General features: G+C 47.1%; 14 protein-coding genes and 1 pseudogene. 9 read left to right on the top strand and 6 right to left on the bottom strand.

The genetic code is table 11. The annotated features are described in order from the left end of the window. Positions 1 to 77 precede the first annotated feature (77 nt). Complete coding sequence (gene ascF / locus SSARUM2_RS02265) at positions 78 to 1,520, top strand: PTS cellobiose/arbutin/salicin transporter subunit IIBC (protein WP_060439138.1); 1,443 nt, start codon at positions 78 to 80, stop codon at positions 1,518 to 1,520. A gap of 16 nt (positions 1,521 to 1,536) precedes the next feature. Continuing rightward, complete coding sequence (locus SSARUM2_RS02260) at positions 1,537 to 2,967, top strand: 6-phospho-beta-glucosidase (RefSeq protein WP_060439139.1); 1,431 nt, start codon at positions 1,537 to 1,539, stop codon at positions 2,965 to 2,967. A gap of 16 nt (positions 2,968 to 2,983) precedes the next feature. On the opposite strand, the gene SSARUM2_RS02255 is transcribed toward SSARUM2_RS02260, so the two are convergent. From SSARUM2_RS02255 to SSARUM2_RS02240, 4 genes are all read right to left on the bottom strand, one after another. Beyond that, on the bottom strand, positions 2,984 to 3,403 hold the full coding sequence (locus SSARUM2_RS02255; RefSeq protein ID WP_060419570.1) for a putative T6SS immunity periplasmic lipoprotein: 420 nt from the start codon (positions 3,401 to 3,403) through the stop codon (positions 2,984 to 2,986). A gap of 22 nt (positions 3,404 to 3,425) precedes the next feature. After that, entirely contained in the window at positions 3,426 to 3,725 is a 300-nt protein-coding gene (locus tag SSARUM2_RS02250; protein ID WP_060452809.1) for a contact-dependent growth inhibition system immunity protein, read from the bottom strand. Between the two features lie 116 nt (positions 3,726 to 3,841). Further along, positions 3,842 to 4,162, bottom strand: a complete 321-nt coding sequence (locus SSARUM2_RS02245; RefSeq protein WP_120150910.1) for a contact-dependent growth inhibition system immunity protein — start codon at positions 4,160 to 4,162, stop codon at positions 3,842 to 3,844. Positions 4,163 to 4,166: 4 nt separating this feature from the next. Beyond that, positions 4,167 to 4,991 (bottom strand): RNase A-like domain-containing protein, encoded by an 825-nt coding sequence (locus SSARUM2_RS02240; RefSeq protein ID WP_060452810.1) that lies wholly within the window; start codon positions 4,989 to 4,991, stop codon positions 4,167 to 4,169. A gap of 515 nt (positions 4,992 to 5,506) precedes the next feature. On the opposite strand from SSARUM2_RS02240, the gene SSARUM2_RS02235 reads away from it, so the two are divergent. Together SSARUM2_RS02235 and SSARUM2_RS02230 are read left to right on the top strand one after the other, a co-directional pair. Next, entirely contained in the window at positions 5,507 to 5,824 is a 318-nt protein-coding gene (locus SSARUM2_RS02235; protein ID WP_060452811.1) for a hypothetical protein, read from the top strand. 174 nt (positions 5,825 to 5,998) lie between these two features. Further along, on the top strand, positions 5,999 to 6,760 hold the full coding sequence (locus tag SSARUM2_RS02230) for an HNH endonuclease (protein WP_060452812.1): 762 nt from the start codon (positions 5,999 to 6,001) through the stop codon (positions 6,758 to 6,760). 334 nt (positions 6,761 to 7,094) lie between these two features. Here SSARUM2_RS02230 and SSARUM2_RS02225 read toward each other — a convergent pair. After that, positions 7,095 to 7,303, bottom strand: a pseudogene (locus SSARUM2_RS02225) (TA system toxin CbtA family protein); the annotation flags it as partial. 28 nt (positions 7,304 to 7,331) lie between these two features. Continuing rightward, positions 7,332 to 8,452, bottom strand: a protein-coding gene (locus SSARUM2_RS02220) for an IS3 family transposase (RefSeq protein WP_120150909.1) whose coding sequence is annotated in 2 segments (ribosomal slippage) — positions 7,332 to 8,194 and positions 8,194 to 8,452 — 1,122 coding nt in all. Because the reading frame shifts where the segments join, the coding sequence is not laid out codon by codon here. 913 nt (positions 8,453 to 9,365) lie between these two features. Here SSARUM2_RS02220 and SSARUM2_RS02215 point away from each other — a divergent pair. From SSARUM2_RS02215 to SSARUM2_RS02195, 5 genes are all read left to right on the top strand, one after another. Further along, positions 9,366 to 10,085 carry a hypothetical protein gene (locus tag SSARUM2_RS02215; protein ID WP_225369138.1) on the top strand — a complete coding sequence of 240 codons (720 nt, stop codon included), beginning with the start codon at positions 9,366 to 9,368 and terminating at the stop codon, positions 10,083 to 10,085. A 675-nt stretch (positions 10,086 to 10,760) separates the two neighbouring features. Further along, positions 10,761 to 12,233 (top strand): ATP-binding protein, encoded by a 1,473-nt coding sequence (locus SSARUM2_RS02210; protein ID WP_072270133.1) that lies wholly within the window; start codon positions 10,761 to 10,763, stop codon positions 12,231 to 12,233. Continuing rightward, on the top strand, positions 12,220 to 14,979 hold the full coding sequence (locus SSARUM2_RS02205) for a Z1 domain-containing protein (RefSeq protein WP_072270134.1): 2,760 nt from the start codon (positions 12,220 to 12,222) through the stop codon (positions 14,977 to 14,979). The genes SSARUM2_RS02210 and SSARUM2_RS02205 overlap by 14 nt, the downstream gene beginning before the upstream one ends. After that, positions 14,976 to 15,917: a PD-(D/E)XK motif protein gene (locus SSARUM2_RS02200; protein WP_072270135.1), complete on the top strand. Its 942-nt coding sequence runs from the start codon at positions 14,976 to 14,978 to the stop codon at positions 15,915 to 15,917. The genes SSARUM2_RS02205 and SSARUM2_RS02200 overlap by 4 nt, the downstream gene beginning before the upstream one ends. A 3-nt stretch (positions 15,918 to 15,920) precedes the next feature. Further along, positions 15,921 to 17,786, top strand: a complete 1,866-nt coding sequence (locus SSARUM2_RS02195; protein WP_080437564.1) for an AIPR family protein — start codon at positions 15,921 to 15,923, stop codon at positions 17,784 to 17,786. The last annotated feature ends 3 nt before the right edge of the window (positions 17,787 to 17,789 follow it).

Raw genomic sequence — 17,789 nt, 5'->3', positions numbered from 1 at the left:
GATGGAACGACGGATCGCCCAGGCAGTAAATATGCGCCTTTGGGCTATCCGAATTGCTATCTGAGAGACGACACGCCATGCCGAAGAACTACGCAGAGATCTCGCACACCATCGTGGGCGCCCTGGGCGGCGCGGGCAATATCGAGGCCGTGACCCACTGCATGACCCGCCTGAGATTCGTGGTGAAAGACAAAACGCGGATCGACACGCCGGCGCTGAAGGCCATCGACGGCGTGCTGGGCGTGGTGCACAGCGGCGAGCAGTGCCAGGTGATCATCGGCAACGAGGTGGCCAAGGCTTATCAGGCGGTGCTGGCGCTCGGCATGCCGGGCGCGGCGGCCCCCGCCGCCCCGGTGAAACGCCAACTCACCCTGAAGGGCATCGGCGCCGGCATTCTCGACGCGCTGGTGGGCACCATGTCGCCCCTGATCCCCGCCATCATCGGCGGCTCGATGGTGAAGCTGCTGGCGATGATCCTGGATATGGCCGGGGTATTTGAGAAAGGCTCCTCGACCCTCGTCATCCTCAACGTGATCGGCGACGGCGCGTTCTTTTTCCTGCCGGTGATGGTCGCCGCCTCGGCGGCGCTGAAGTTCAAAACCAACATGTCATTGGCGATCGCCATCGCCGGGGTGCTGGTGCATCCCAACTTTATCGATCTGATGGCCAAGGCGGCGCAGGGCCAGGCGGTGGAATTCGCCTTCATCCCGGTGACGGCGGTGAAATACACCTACACGGTGATCCCGGCGCTGGTGATGACCTGGATCCTGTCGCACATCGAACGCGGGGTGGATCGCATCACCCCGGCGGTGACCAAGAACTTCCTCAAGCCGATGCTGATCGTGCTGATCGCCGCGCCGATCGCCATTCTACTTATCGGCCCGCTCGGTATCTGGATCGGCAGCGGCATCTCTGCGCTGGTCTACACCGTGCACGGCTACCTGGGCTGGCTCTCCGTGGCCATCATGGGGGCGATTTGGCCACTGCTGGTGATCACCGGCATGCACCGGGTGTTTACCCCGACCATCATCCAGACCATCGCCGAGACCGGCAAAGAGGGCATGGTGATGCCTTCGGAGATCGGCGCCAACCTGTCGCTGGGCGGCGCTTCGCTGGCGGTGGCGCTGAAAACCAAGAACCGCGAGCTGCGCCAGACCGCGCTGGCCGCCGCCGCCTCCGCCATCGTGGCGGGGATTTCCGAACCGGCGCTGTACGGCGTGGCGGTGCGCCTGAAGCGGCCGCTGATCGCCAGCCTGATCAGCGGCTTCGTCTGCGGCGCGGTCGCCGGCATCGGCGGCCTGGCCAGCCATTCGATGGCCTCGCCCGGGCTGTTCACCAGCGTGCAGTTCTTCGATCCGGCCAACCCGATGAGCATCGTGTGGGTGGTGGCGGTGATGGCGCTCTCGGTGGTGCTGTCGTTCGCGCTCACGCTAATACTGGGCTTCGAGGATCTGCCGGAAAACGCCGCCGCGCCCGGCCAAACCGCACCGGCGGCGAACGCCGCCAGCGCAACGCATTGAGACACCAGAGGATTGCATGTCCGATTCAACATTCCCTAAAGGATTTTTATGGGGCGGCGCTTTAGCCGCCAACCAGGCGGAAGGCGGCTATCGCGAGGGCGGCAAAGGGCTGACCACCGTCGATATGATCCCGCACGGCCCGCACCGCATGGCGGTCAAACTCGGGCTGGAGAAGCGCTTTAGCCTGCGCGATGACGAGTTTTACCCCAGCCACGACGCCATCGATTTCTACCACCGCTACCGCGACGACATCGCGCTGATGGCGGAGATGGGCTTTACCGTGTTCCGCACCTCCATCGCCTGGAGCCGGATTTACCCCAACGGCGACGAGCTGACGCCCAACCCCGAAGGCATCGCCTTCTACCGCAGCCTGTTCGAAGAGTGCCGCCAATACGGCATCGAGCCGCTGGTAACCCTGTGCCACTTCGACGTGCCGATGCACCTGGTGACCGAATACGGCTCCTGGCGCAGCCGCAGGATGGTGGAGTTCTTCACCCGCTACGCCCGCACCTGCTTCGAAGCCTTCGACGGGCTGGTGAAATACTGGCTGACCTTCAACGAGATCAACATCCTGCTGCACAGCCCGTTCTCCGGCGCGGGGCTGGTGTTTGAAGCGGACGAAAACCCCGAACAGGTGAAATACCAGGCCGCGCACCACGAACTGGTGGCCAGCGCACTGGCGACGCGCATCGCCCACGAAGTGAACCCCGCCAACCAGGTGGGCTGCATGCTGGCCGGCGGCAACTTCTACCCGTGGTCCAGCAAGCCGGAAGACGTGTGGGCCGCGCTGGAGAAAGATCGCGAAAACCTGTTCTTTATCGACGTGCAAGCGCGCGGCGCTTACCCCTCCTACGCCGCTCGCGTCTTCCGCGAGAAAGGCGTGAGCATCGTCATGGAACCGGAAGACGCCGACATCCTGAAGCACACCGTCGACTTCGTCTCCTTCAGCTACTACGCCTCGCGCTGCGCCTCCGCCGACATGAACGACAACAACAGCAGCGCCGCCAACGTGGTGAAATCGCTGGCGAACCCGCACCTGCCGCGCAGCGACTGGGGCTGGGGCATCGATCCGCTGGGGCTGCGCATCACCATGAACATGATGTACGACCGCTACCAAAAGCCGCTGTTTCTGGTGGAAAACGGCCTGGGCGCGCACGACGAGTTCAATGCAGCAGGCGAGATAGAAGACGACTACCGCATCAGCTACCTGCGCGAACACATCCGCGCCATGGCCGACGCCATCGCCGACGGCGTGCCGGTGCTGGGTTACACCACCTGGGGCTGCATCGACCTGGTGGCCGCCTCAACCGGCGAAATGAGCAAACGCTACGGCTTTGTCTACGTCGACCGCGACGACCAAGGCAACGGCACCCTCGCCCGCACCCGCAAGAAATCGTTCTGGTGGTATAAAAAGGTGATTGCCAGCAATGGGGGGGATTTGGGGTAGGTTTGGGCTGGGGGGGTTAGCGCGGGGTGCGGAGGGCTTCCAACCTGAGTTGATTACCTTCCTGCTGCACAACGAATTCGGCGACGAATTCACGCGCAGAGGGAAACTCGCCCGCCTGCCGTTTCTTGAGGGAGACCAGCTTCGTGGAGAAATGGTATTGCTGCCCCGGCGTAAATACGTAGCCCTCATCAGGAACGCACTGATTGGGGGCGACATCCCGCAGCGGATCGAAGAATTTGAATGTGCGGCTCTGCGCCTCATCCAATCGGTAGATCGAGATGCCCGCGAGCTTTTCGTCCCCCTGCGGCTGAACGGTGATGCATACTTTGCCCTCACGCAGGCCGGCGGTAGCGGGATAGTCTACGGGGATACGTTCGCCTATCGACGGACAGCCGGCGAGCAGGAAGGGGAATGCGAGGGGGAAAATCCGTTTCATGATTACCTCAAACGCTGGGACTTCATTTGGTATGCGTCAATGACTTCGCGAGGGCACTACGCACCTGCTGCAAAAACGCGGGAACCGTTGTACCCCATAGCTCCGGGCTGAAGGTAAAGCCGAAACGTTGTCTGAACAATGACCCCACATTATCCTGCGCCAATAACGCATCTATCTCATTGACCAAAGCCTCGCGCTGCTGATGAGGCGCCAGACGAATGTACTCTGCGAGCAGCGCAGTAATATCACCGTCTGCATTTATCAGGTCATAATCTTGACCAAAATAAACGACGATCAGGTTATCAAGTTCGCTGGTTTTCATCAGCTTATCTCGCAGGGAAGGCGCTAAGGATAAAGTCAGGTTTGCCACTACAGCGTGTGCGTTCAATCACAACACCAGGCCGAGATCCAGGCTCGAATAACCCGGCATCCACTGCGTTAATTAAAGCTGCCTAGCTTTTGCTCTGCTTTTCGTTGCAACATGGCAAAGAACGCTACCGCTGTAGTACCCCAGCTCTCTGGCACAAACTCATCTGAAAAATGCTCCGCCATGCCTTCGTCTATACGCCCTGCATAAGTAGCCTGAAACTCTTTAGTCTCCTCGAGAATATCACGGATGACTTGACTGCCGTTTTGCTCCAGGAAGCCGTCAATCACCCCCTCGGCCGTTTCGGCATCAGTAAACAGATCATAATCCTGACCAAAGTAAATACTGAATAACTTACTGAGTTCGCTGAAGTCTCCGTGCAATCTCATCATTACCTCAAAAGTCGGGAAACGCTGTCAGTATGAAGTAGGGTTTACCTTGAAACTGCTGATAGTGCAACACGACCTTTAATCGTGATGTTCTCACTAATTGCGTTGAATTTTTACTCAGGCCATAACCAATATCGCTGGACATAATATGGGTCAATTCAAGATTTGGCCTTCCCGCAGGATTCGTGGCCCACAGTTTTATCCACTCTTTATTTGCTTTTAACGCCGAGCTGACGGCGACCTCCGCGTCCCCTAATGATTTAAACGAAGAGGCCTTGTTCACTCGTGGATTTTTTAAACGCTCTAACAGTTGCTCTTTCGTCACCCCAACATGGCGTTTAATGGTATGCCCACCCGGTTTCATCCCCGTAGGGGACTCATGCTCAACCAGCTTAACCCGCCCCATGCGCACGGATGCGACTCGGGCTGCGCCAACCGCTCCGGCAAAGACAAAAGGCACTGCAGTATCGACCGTTAAACCGACGTTATAGGCCGTTTCTCGATCGGCACCCAGTGTTTGCGCCAATAAAACGGCAGACTGATAAGTGTCAGTCGTCGTTGGATGCCCGGTAATCATCTGATTGGAAGCGGCCTTGATGCTGTCCAGGCTATGCGTTCCCACCACCACACACCCGACTTTGGTGATAAACGTCGGATCCGGCGCATAGCACAATACCCCAGCCCCCATCAGCTCAACGACACCGCCGGCAAGCCCCAAACCGCCAAGCAGACGGTTACTGAACGTTTCACCTTCAGTGACGCTTACATCAGACAGCACCGCCGCAAGCTGCACCGGCGACAGGGCAATGCGCAACTCATCTTCATTCGCCATGTTCGTTCATCCGTGAATTAGCAAAGCCGTATGATTAACATAAGCTCTAGAAAGGATAAATACTGGAACGGTTAACGCTTCGCAGTGCGATTAGAGGATTACTGTGCATAACATTCATTTAGGGAATGGAATGATATGAATTATATTCGCTATATATAGGCAACATTACAAATATAAAAGAGCACCATAAATAACTGCGATCTGTATTCCAATGCTGAAAGCAAACAAACTGTAATTCCATACAGCTTATTTTTTCCCTTTGCTGATAACGCTATAGTTTTTCTGCTGCGGCAAAATCCGCAGCCGGAGTTAGCGTTCCGAATCCCCCAACCCTGTTCGAATATGGTATAAATTCGAGCATGCCGATGCACACCCAAACAATGGTGGCTCGGGCGGTGCTTCCTCCGGGAAGGCCGGTATCCGTTGGGGCCGGTACGCTAACGCCGTTCGAGCTACCACCCGAGTTTAGCGTCTCTTCTGGTAGCGGTATTTCTCTCCCAATGGAAATAGCCGATATGGAAAACACAAACTTACCCAACGCTTCTGAAACCATCCCCAACACCCTAACCCTCTACCGCCAACTGTTTAACCACCTCGATCTCAGCGCTTTTAACCCTTCAGAACTTTTAGACCTGGCCGCCCTCTCTGCTGAGCAAGCGGAAGGTCTGTGCCACGGCCTGATGCTGTTCGGCCATTTACTGCAAAAGCACCTACAACTGGACACTGAAGACTGGGAACAGCTGAATCGCTATCTCAACGCCACGGCACATCTGGTTCCTGCGCTGTGTAACCTTTATGGGCGGGCGTTGCGGGAGATGGAGGCCTGCGGCTAACGTAAGCGACAATCAGGGCGATGCCTGCACTCGTCGCCCTTCCCATTCAGGATTTCCAATAGATCTGACTGACATATAACAACAAAAGCATTCATCAAGGTAGGCATTTCCTTCCCTACCTGGCATAGTTAACGCATTCGGTAAATCGATGAGTTAACTGCTGGATATTGATGCATGGCTGCCGCAAAACTTTGGACTAGGGAAGAATTACTACTCGCTTTCACTCTGTATAGTCAGATTCCGTTCGGCAAACTTCATTCGAGAAATCCCGAAATAATCCACTATGCAAAATTGATCGGACGCACGCCGTCAGCACTCGCAATGAAGCTGGTTAACTTAGCTAGCTTGGATCCGTACATCATCGAATCTGGTCGCAGCGGTTTGAAAGGGGCCTCCAAGGCCGATCGCGAGCTGTGGAAAGAAATGAGCCAAGATATGGATTTGTTCAATCAGCAATGCCAAACGGCAATGGAACACTTGGAGAAACCAGACGCACCTGAGTTTGATGAAGAGCCAAAAGATTTCAGTGGCAGAGATAAGTTATCTACAGTCAAAACACGTGTAGACCAAAACCTGTTCCGCAAGAATGTGTTGGAAGCGTACGAATATCGCTGCTGCATCACCGGATTAGAAGAACCAGCATTACTCGTTGCTAGCCATATCCTGCCTTGGAGCCACTCAATCGAACAACGCCTTAACCTTAGTAACGGATTGTGTCTGTCCAGTTTGCACGACAAAGCTTTTGACCGTGGGCTAATCACTTTCGATGAAGACTTGAAACTGGTTCTGTCAAATAAAATCAAACAGTTGAAAAGTAGTATCTATGTGGAAAACTTCGAGAAATATGAGGGTGAAATAATTAGCACGCCTATAAATCATTCTCCAGATAAAGCTCATCTTGCTTTTCATAGAGAGAATATCTTCATTGGAAATTAGGCTTACATATCATTACTACAGATCCAATGTTGCTAAATGAGCATTATCAGAATGGGTAGTTACGAAAGACCGATTTGGGGCGCAAGAAACATTTTTCGGCGGCCATCATTTGAGCGAAGGCCGGACTCGAATTTCAACATTAATCAACTGAATTTTAAGTGATTAATAATCAATGAGTTGCATATGTATACTCAGTTGTATACTCAACTACTTTCTTTTGAAAATCAGCGAATAACAAAGTATCTGAATCCACTCAAAGATGATGCAGCGATTATACTGGGTAGCATCATTTCAGCTAGGGATGTTTTAACTATCGGGAGAATGCCCGCAAGTTTCACATTGCTGCAGTGTGATTGCAGCCTCGCAACAGCCCCATGTCCGACGCATTCGCAGAATGTCTACAGCTCGCAAGTATGGAGATGGTTCCAACCAGCCAAACACCCTGCGGTCGATACGAGCCAACTCGTACTTTTCCACCAAGAAATTAACGGCATCAATGAGCGTAATACCGGCCTCGATATGTTCCTGAATGACGCTTTCATTGACTTGCCCCCAGTATTAGCTACAACCGTCAGTTAGTAATGTCGGTTTGTTTACCTTCACATTTTCCATTTCGCCACCGTGCTGCAAACTCTGATGGCGTCTGATAATTCAGTGCCGAATGTGGCCGACACTCGTTATAATCCTGCCGCCAGTCATTAATCGTTTTCCGGGCATGAAGAATATCGCTGAACCAGTGTTCATTCAGACACTCATCGCGAAAGCGTCCGTTAAAACTCTCAATAAATCCGTTCTGCGTTGGCTTACCTGGCTGGATAAGCCGTAGTTCCACACCATACTCAAAGGCCCATTGATCGAGCGCACGGCAGGTAAATTCCGGGCCCTGATCGGTTCTTATTGTCGACGGATAGCCCCGAAATAGCGCGATGCTGTCCAGAATACGCGTGACCTGAACGCCTGAAATACCGAAAGCAGCGGTGATCGTCAGACACTCCTTCGTGAAATCATCCACACAGGTCAGGCATTTGATCCTGCGACCGTTGGCCAGTGCGTCCATAACGAAATCCATCGACCATATAAGGTTCGGCGCATCCGGGCGCAGAAGCGGAAACCGTTCGATCGCAAGCCCTTTACGGCGTCGTCTGCGTTTTACGCTCAGTCCATTAAGGTGGTAAATACGGTATACCCGCTTGTGATTGACGTGAAGGCCCTCCCTACGCAGCAACTGCCAGATGCGCCGATAACCAAAACGTCTGCGTTCAAGCGCCAGCTCAGTAATACGCCCTGATAAATGTGCATCAGTAGCCGGACGCTGAGCATCATAACGGCAGGTCGACAGGGACAAACCTGTAAGTCTGCAGGCACGACGTTGCGACAAACCGGTCGCATCACACATCAACACCACGGCTTCACGCTTCTGCCCTGTCGTCAGTACTTTCGCCCCAGAGCCACCTGAAGCGCCTCCTTATCCAGCATAGCTTCGGCAAGCAGCTTCTTGAGCCTGGCGTTCTCTTCCTCAAGCGACTTCAGGCGCTTAACCTCGGGCACCTCCATACCGCCATACTTCTTACGCCAGGTGTAAAAGGTGGCGTCGGAAATGGCGTGCTTACGGCAGAGCTCACGGGCAGAAACCCCGGCTTCAGCCTCGCGGAGGATACTGATGATCTGTTCGTCGGAAAAACGCTTCTTCATGGGCATGTCCTCATGTGGCTTATGAAGACATTACTAACATCACGGTGTATTAATCAACGGGGAGCAGGTCAACCCTCATCAGGGGGCGAATAATTGGGCTTTCGAGCAACTGGTCCAGCAGCATTGGCAGCGTGTATGCGGCTACCTAGAAAAACATATCGGCATGTCGTCGGGCTATCCAAGGGACAGAAGGCTTGAGCTCGTCTTCTTGCGAATTCGCCGACAGTGCAGACCTCCCGGTGGGCTTGCGAACAGGTTTTTGAACGAGCAGATCCGTCAGTCTTTCCTGAACTAATCCAACATTGCCGCACGATATTTCCGGAGGATGTACGTAATCTGTTCCTGCGCTGGAACATCCGTTCGCAGAAAGAGAAGAAAGACAATATCAAGGAGTGCCAAAGCCTTCTCGAGGCTTGCTACATTGTACGTGGATACCATACCCTCAGACCTCGCGCTTGCGGCGGCTTGGCACGAGTTTGGAGACCCAGCGCTGTCTAGCCAGCAAAGCGTCGCTGCCAGCCTCAGAGAATTGCCATCTCTGGAGAGGGGGCAAGAAACGCTGTGGACACAACTAGGCCCGGCCGCCCGTGAGGCCTGGCGACAGGATCTGTTCGATCAGGTGAATGAGGAACCTGAATTAGCCCAGGGGCTCCTCAATTTTGCTTGCCTTCGGCTCGAGCAGACGGCATTCGCCGAAGTCGAGCCAGTGCTTTTGCGATTGATGGATGACGAGGAACATCTGGCGTTTGCGAATCGGCTTGTCGGCACTGATGTAAGGCAACTGCAACTGAGGTGCAAGGGACTACTGCGGTCCAAGCAGGGTTCACTGGACCTAGGGGGACCGGTAGGCCGGGGCGAGGGAGCCACTGAGTTGCCTAGCGTAGGAGCCCAAACTTGGCTGAGCGACCCTTCCGTGGAGCAAGTAATCTATAGGGCGCTTAGCCAGATTGAGGAAGAATTTTGTCGCGAATATTCGGAGACCTGGGGAGAGGACGAGGAGGCCCATACGGCGCGCCTCCTGACTCTGACGAAGGAGGCGATTGGCAACGTAAGCAGCCAGTTGCGCCAGCTCTCAGTTACGACGCGGGCGAGGTATCCGAGCCTGACAGTGAAGGTGCGTCAACCCAGCAAGCGGGAGGAAGGGGCGAACACACCAGCCGGTGCTCCGCTGGGGGCAGACGTGCTGTTCCTGAGCCGTATCGTGGAAAAGGGGGAAACAGTGATTCAGCGTGCGACCCTTATGCAGGTGAAAAAGCGCAGAGGCACTGATTCGGGGCGGGGGTTCAGTTCAAGGGTTGGCATCGACCTGAAGCAGTGCGAGGACATACTCAAGCAGTCAGAACACACCTACTATCTGTTCGCGACTCCGGCCTCGCCTCGCCCGGTTCTCTGGGTTGCCCCAGCTCGGCTCGTTAGGAATTTGACCCAGCTGCACACGAGCAAAACCTCAGTTTCGGCGATGCAGGTGCGGGACGCCAGCTGCTCCTACGCGGATTTTTTTCTGCACGAGCTTGTTGGCCTGTGGGCTGGCGACGAGCATGAGGACATCATCGCCGTCGCCAACGGCGTTCCTCGGCTTGGGCGAACACCTCGCCACATTGTTGAAATCGAGGTTCGCCGCCAATCTGATTAATGCTTCGGGGAGAAATACATGCTCCAACTTTAGGGCAGGATCATCTACCGAGGCAGGGTTAGTCCAGTCTAATTGACCTACACCCCGTTGATTACCACAGATTGTTCTCATTAGCGTCCGCTCCTGGCACAAAGCGGACTGTCTGAAGTAACGAGGGGGGCCCTCTGAGCAGAGAGCGGACGTAAGATCCACTTTTCGACTAGCAGTAGTAACCCCGCAGGGAGCGCGGGAGGGATTGTATATGGGGCAAATATAAAAAACATGCCCAATAAGCCAAGGCATGGTTTAAGCGTCCTTTAGCCGAACTAACTGTTCTGTTGAGTAGGGGAAATGCTCGGGTCATTAACGGTAACCTTTGCAGGCTGGTTTAGTGCATAAATGACTGCATTGGCTACGTCTGACGAGCTGATGGCAATCTTGTTCAGTTCCTTGACTGCCTCTCGATCTTCAGGACCGCTCACTGCCCAGCCTGTATTAATCGCATCAAGGCTGACAGTATAGTCAGGATACACCACCGAGCCTCTATTCAGCTCAAGGGCAATGAGCGATAGCTGTGTGTTCACAACCACCACACTAACACTGATGTAGCTTTCATCAAAAAATCAGTATTTATATTTGCAAAATGCTTTCTTATCAGAAAAAATACTACTTTTCAATCCTATACAAGGACTTTGCATGAAGTGTATATCATTGCCACCGTATGCACCGACTTTGATAGAGTCAACTCGTGCAATTGGTTATACATTAGAAGCAGCAATAGCCGATATTATTGATAATAGTATCACAGCTCAGGCTTCGTGCACTGATATTTTCTTCTTCCCTACCGGGAATTCCTATATAGCCATATTGGACGATGGTTATGGAATGAATGCGGAAGAAATTGACATCGCAATGCGTTATGGCAGTCAAAATCCAAATTCTAAACGAACTGCAAATGATTTAGGCCGCTTTGGACTTGGTTTAAAAACAGCATCACTTTCGCAGTGTCGAACACTAACTGTAGTCAGCAAGCAAAGAAAGTGTATTGAAGCAAGGCGTTGGGATATTGATCATGTAATCAAAACTCAAGACTGGTCCCTTATCATCCTTGAGTCGGATGAAGAAATAAATAAAATCCCACGTATTGAGAAGTTGAAAGAAAAAGAATATGGAACTCTCATTGTATGGCAAAATCTTGACCGACTTAAAGTTGGAGAGCTTGATTTTGAACGTTCTATGGGAAAAAAAATGGATGACATGCGCAAACATCTATCATTGGTTTTTCACCGTTATATCAGTGGGGAGCCAAATCTGAAAAAACTACAGATAAGAATGAACAACACGCCTATCAGTCCTGCAGATCCATTTCTATCCCAACGAAACACGCAAGTCATGTCTGATGAGTCCATACTTTGTGAAGGCTCAAAAATTGTTATTCGTCCATATATACTACCACATATCTCTGATTTAACTAATCATGAAGTAGAATTGCTTGGGGGTAAAGAAGGTCTCAGAAAAAGCCAAGGTTTTTATGTGTATAGAAATAAAAGATTGCTGATTTGGGGAACTTGGTTTCGAATGATGCGTCAGGGAGAATGCTCTAAACTAGCTAGAGTTCAAATTGATATTCCGAATGAGTTAGATACTCTTTGGACACTAGATATAAAGAAATCAACAGCAATTCCGCCAGAAATAGTTCGTAACAATCTTGCTCCAATCATACAAAGTCTTGCAGAGAAAAGTAAAAGGACCTGGGAATTTCGTGGCAAACGCGAAATGGATGACTCGATTGAACATATTTGGCAACGATTTATAGGGAAAAGCGGTGGTTTTTATTATCAAATAAACCGCGATCACGTTCTGATAAAAGCGTTGATTAATTCATCACCGAAGTTGAAAGGAAATATGGAAAGTCTACTCAAATTGATTGAAGCAGGAATACCCTTCAATCAACTATATCTCGATTTAACATCTGAAAAACAAATTAAGAATGATATCGAAATAACTGATGTAGAAATTGATTCGATATTAAGAGGATTACTTGATCAATTTTCTACAAAAAGTGTGAAAAATGAAATGCTAGAGCAGTTAGCAATTACAGATCCTTTTATAAATTACCCACAGATAATTGCTCGCTATAAAGGAGAGTACTTAAATGGTTGCAACTAACATGGAGCAACTGGAAGGTATGATATCTTCCAGTACAAATAAAGAATACCCAGAGTATCCACCGACTGAAATTCAATTCGATGATATATCCGGAAAAATACGACAACTGCTTGAGCCTCTTTACCCTGTAACGGATGATGAATTCGACAAGATTAAGCGAAGATTAAAAGAAAAAGTTGTCGTAAAAATGGACCTAGGTGTTTTTATTACAGATAATAAACATCAACATAAATCATGGCTACCCGCTAGGCGTGCTGATTTAGATTTTTACTTCTGGAAGCGATACAAAATGTATCTGGAAGAAGTTAAAGGTTGGAACTCTCGTGTAACTGGTAGCTTAGACCGTGTATCTGATGAAATTGTGGATTTACTTGGTGATCCTAAAAGCAGTGATTCTTTTCAAAGAAGAGGTTTGGTCTTAGGAGATGTACAATCAGGAAAAACAGCAAACTATACAGCTATTTGTAATAAAGCAGCTGACACTGGATATAATGTAATAATTATCCTTGCAGGTACAATGGAGAATCTTCGTCAGCAAACACAGGAACGTCTTGATGCTGAATTCTCAGGAAGGAAGAGTGAATATTTTTTAAATCCAAAAGGAGATATTGAGAACATTCCTGTGGGGGTCGGTAAGTATGGACACGAAAAAAGAATAGAGTCATTTACTTCGGTTGTAAAAGATTTTGATAAAAATATATTACGTCAGTTAAGTCTTTCATTAAAAGGTGTAAATAACACCGTCATTTTTGTCATCAAAAAAAATAAAAGCATACTCAACAATCTTATCAGATGGTTAAAAAGTAATAATGCTGATGCAAAAGGTTTAATCTATAAGTCTTTATTATTAATTGATGATGAAGCAGATAATGCATCTGTAAATACAAATGACCCGGAAAAAGATCCAACTGCTATAAATAAAGCAATACGCGGCCTGCTACAATTATTCCGACAAGCATCTTATCTCGGCATTACGGCAACTCCTTATGCAAATATTTTTATCAATCCTGATAGTGTAGATGAGATGACTGGCGATGATTTATTTCCACGTGATTTTATTTATACACTTTCACCGCCTACTAATTATATTGGTGCTGAAGATATATTTGGAGGTGACGAACAATCACCCGCAAAATATAAGGATGCACTTAAATCAATCTATGCTAAAGAAATGGATGCTTTTTTCCCATTCAATCATAAGAAAGAACATGCAGTTACAGAGTTGCCACCCAGCATGATAGAAGCAATGGCTTACTTTTTACTGGCTACAGGCATTCGGAATATCAGGGGGGATGCAAATTCTCATCACTCAATGATGATACATACTAGCCGTTTTACCAATGTTCAAGACCAAATTAGAGATTTAGCTGGTGAATGGATAATTAGGGTTCGTTCGGATTTACAAAATTATGCTAGTTTATCGGAAAGTGAAAGTGAAAAGATTTCAAGTATTGCTTATTTAAAAGCTGTTTGGGAAAAACACGAACTTTCTAGTAAAGCAGGCAAGTTACAGAATCCAATGCCATGGCATCAATTCTTGACACAGCACCTTTATAAATCTGTTGCTCCAATCAATGTAAGAGCGGTAAACCAGAAAAGTGGGTCAACGAGCCTTGATTATTTTAATCATAAAGAAGATGGATTGCGAGTTATAGCTGTAGGCGGCAACAGTTTATCCAGGGGGCTAACACTTGAGGGGCTATGTGTTAGTTATTTTTACCGCCGTTCTAACATGTATGATACATTACTTCAAATGGGTAGATGGTTTGGTTATCGTCCTAATTATGACGATTTATTTAAGATTTGGATTAGTTCAGAAGCAATTGACTGGTATGGGTACATTACCGCAGCCGCTGAAGAACTTAAACTTGAAGTTGCGCGCATGAAAAATGCAAACCTCACTCCGATGGATTTTGGTTTGAAGGTTCGCCAAGATCCTGCGTCTCTAATCGTTACAGCAAAAAACAAAATGAGGGCTGCAACATTTGTTAAGCGCCCCATAACAGTTTCAGGGCGACTACTTGAGACCCCACGTCTAAAATCCGACACTAAAACCTTAACATATAATGAAGAAGCTTTTATAGATTTTGTTAATCGACTATCCGATGTTGGAGTGAAAGCTGAACAAAGATTTGAGAAACTCTTCTGGGAAAATGTTCACAAAGACGAAATAGAACAATTACTGCGAGATTTTAAAACACATCCTTGGCAACTAAACTTTCAAGGAGCAGCACTTGCTGACTTTATAAGAGATGATTCAAGCTTAGATTCTTGGGATGTTTATATAGCACAAGGGAGTGGAAATAAATTATATACACTCGATTGCGATAATGGGCAAATTGAAATTGCGCCTGAAATTCGTACTGTTAAGGCTTCTGGCTCTCAAATTTGCATTAGCGGAACTAAAGTGCGAGTAGGGGCAGGTGGTGCTACAAAGGTTGGTTTAAACGAAGAACAAAAGAAGGCCGCTGAGACCAAATTCAAAATGGACAATCCAAAAGCACATCATGTTCCTGATAAAGCGTATCTTTGTGTACCCCGAAACCCTATTTTAATTCTTCATGTAATAGAGGTGGATAAAGAAAAGAGCCAGATTGAAGATAATATTAAAGTCCCTGACCATCTTTTTGCTTTGGGGATAGGAATACCGGCTAATGGTAAAGAGAAAACAGCGAATTATATGGTCAATCCCATTGAGCTTCGTGGTTATAATGATTTTATTGAAGATGAAGGTAATGAAGAATGACTTTAACTCCTGAAGTACTTCGTCAGCAATGGGAAGATATAGATTACAAGGATGGTGGTTTTTTACAGATAAACATCCAACATTCACTAGAATGGTATATTGGATATCAATCTATTAGCCAGAGGACTTTACTATTATTATGTAATATGGATATCGATTCTATCGAGTCCTCTAAGTCTATACTTGTGAGTCGTCGTCGTAGAGAAGTTGATAATCGTTGGATACTAACATTTGAGTTGTTACGCAATGAACAACAAGATGTTTTTGCAATTCTTTGTTGTGACATTATAAATTACTCATCCTTTGTTGCAGATGAACAGGAGGCTCTAAGTTTAGTCATAGCACGTTATAAACAATGGGCTAAATTGCTTGAATCACAAAAACAAGGAGTAATGGATGAGCATATGCGCAAGGGATTATTAGGTGAACTACTCTTCCTAGAAAAATATATGGATAGTTGTCCCTCTATTCTATATGCAATTAATGGATGGTCAGGTCCAGAAGGTTCAGATCAAGATTTTATCTATTCTGAAGGATGGTACGAAATTAAGAGCATTGGTATTTCATCATCAAATGTCACCATTTCATCACTTGAGCAATTAGATTGCGATGAATTAGGGGAACTTGTGATAATGAGAATTGATAAAGTGCCACCAAATAAACCTAATGCAGTTTCTTTAAATGAATTAGTAAACCGAATAAAGGATAAACTATCCTTTAATCCAGAAGCGCTCGACATATTTCAACAAAAGCTAGTTTCTTATGGGTATATAGAACTGCAGGAATACTCAGAGACAAAATACCACTTTTCAAAAACTCAAAGGTATCTTGTTAGTGAATCATTCCCAAGGCTTATAAAAAAAAATGTACCAAATGAAATAGTCTCTTCAAACTATGAACTAAATCTACCATCTTTGAATAAATGGTTAAAAGTATAGAAAATGGATGCAAAGGATTTTAACAAAGATTTTATGGAAGAAGTGAAAGTCAATGCTTCAGTGACAGGAGATGGGTCATGTGCGTCTTTTGTATCTACTTTCGCTCATTACTTGCAAGAGGCTGATTTCTTGCACAATTTTACACCATCTTATTTTGAAGGGACTGGAAAATATAATCGAAAACTCCGTGTTGATGGTTATGCATATGATGAATTCGATAACACAATGAATCTAATAATTGCTGATTATGATAGTTCTGAAAGCGAACAATCCTTATCAAAAACTCAAGCAAAGCAATTGCATAATCGTTTACTAAATTTTGTACAAGACGCAAGAAACGTTGGTCTTCAACGTAGTGTAGAAATGAGTAGGCCTTGCTGGGACTTAATCGACTTGATAAAGGAAAAAAAAATTGAGGTGCGAAAATATAGGTTTATGATCTTTTCAAACTCTATCATTAACAAAAATATCGTCACTTTAGAATCATCTAAAATAGATGACGTATTGACTGAATGCCAAATATGGAATATTGACCGCTTATTCAAGATATGTGCATCTGATTCAGGAAGACATATTGTCGAAATTAATTTCAAAGATTACACTCTCAACGGAATTCCTTGTTTAGATGCAAGTGAAACAATTACAAAAGATTTTAAAAGTTACCTCTGTATAATTCCAGGTTCAGTATTAGCAGATGTGTACGATGAATATGGCAGTTTACTTTTAGAAGGTAATGTCCGATCTTTTTTATCTACTAAGGTTGCTGTTAACAAAAAGATTCGAACAACTATTATTGAATCCCCTGAAAGATTCTTTGCTTATAATAATGGGATTTCAGCAACTGCTATGAATGTGTCGATTGAGTCAACTGCTGATGGCCAGCGACTCATAGCTGCGAGTGACTTTCAGATAATAAATGGAGGGCAAACTACAGCCTCCCTTTCAAATACAAGACATAAAGATAAGTATGACTTGAGTGCGATTTTTGTACAGATGAAACTGACGGTAATTGAAAAAATCCCTGAAGAAGATGCGACTCTACTCATTCAAGACATATCACGATCCTCTAATAGCCAAAATAAAGTAAGCGATGCTGATTTCTTTTCAACCCACCCATTCCATATATGGATAGAACGTTGTTCTCAACAATTATACGCAAAAGCCATTGATGGCTCTCAATATGACACAAAATGGTTCTATGAGAGAGCGCGAGGTCAATATTTTCAAAAACAAATGCACTTAAGTCGAGCGGACAAGAAAAAATTTCTTCTACAGAATCCCAAAAGTCAGTTAATTACTAAAACTGATCTTTCAAAGGTCCGAAATTCTTGGTCTGGTTTTCCACATATTGTCAGTCGTGGTGCACAGACTAATTTCACAGACTTTGCTGACAAAATGACTAAAGTATGGAGTAATGAAAAAAATACATTACAGTCAGGAAATAAATATTTTCAAGAAACGGTCGCATTGATATTAATGTTTAAGTACATGGAAAGAATGATACCGCATCAATCATGGTACTCACAGGGATATCGTGCAAACATTATAACTTACACAATTGCTTTTCTACATAAACTAATAAAAAATAATTATAATACACGAACTCTAGACTTAATTGCAATATGGACACGACAGACTGTACCTAATATTGTCCAGGAAATATTAACTGAGTTAGCAGAAAAGGTTTATTTTAAACTTACAGATCCTTCACGTAGTGTAGAAAATGTAACACAGTGGTGTAAACGTGAAGATTGCTGGAAAAGCGTTCAGAGTATTTCCTATAAACTTCCAAATGAAATAGAAAATTATCTCACTGAATCTAATGATCAATATTTAGAGATTGAAATGGCAAAATCAAGCAACGAATGAAAT

The sequence above is a fragment of the Serratia sp. K-E0102 genome, assembly GCF_029962625.1.
In the GTDB taxonomy this organism is placed as follows: domain Bacteria; phylum Pseudomonadota; class Gammaproteobacteria; order Enterobacterales; family Enterobacteriaceae; genus Serratia; species Serratia sarumanii.
The sequence above is the reverse complement of the archived record's forward strand: the minus strand, read 5'-3'. Positions and strand labels throughout refer to the sequence as shown.